Source organism: Streptacidiphilus sp. ASG 303, assembly GCF_020991365.1.
Taxonomy (GTDB): domain Bacteria; phylum Actinomycetota; class Actinomycetes; order Streptomycetales; family Streptomycetaceae; genus Peterkaempfera.
This window is the reverse complement of sequence record NZ_JAJLRA010000112.1, coordinates 1-325: the sequence shown is the minus strand read 5'-3', so window position 1 is coordinate 325 and position 325 is coordinate 1. Positions and strand designations below refer to the sequence as shown.

Sequence of the window (325 nt, the reverse complement as noted above, 5' to 3'; positions counted from 1 at the left end):
GTCGCGTCCGCCACCTGCCGCCCACCGCCCTCCGCCGCCCGTGGATCCGGCCGCACCCTAACCCGGGGCGGCGCGGCCCGCGGCGCCGGTGGGCCGTTCCCAGAGAAATCCCCGAGTTCCCCCGGGGGCCCGCGGGCGGCGCCCGCCCGGCCCGCCCGGCCCGCCCGGCCCGCCGGTCAGCGCCCGCGCGGTGCGTACATGCTCAGTACGACGCCGGCCAGGCAGACGAGGGCGCCCGCCACGTCCCCCCGGTCGGGCCGGTAGCCGTCCACGGCCGCCCCCCAGGCCAGCGACCCGGCGACGAACACCCCGCCGTAGGCGGCCA

At 82.2% G+C, this 325-nt stretch carries 1 pseudogene; it reads right to left on the bottom strand.

Annotated elements, in window-relative coordinates:
* Positions 1-176 precede the first annotated feature (176 nt).
* A pseudogene (locus tag LO771_RS30145) lies at positions 177-325 on the bottom strand (hypothetical protein); the annotation flags it as partial.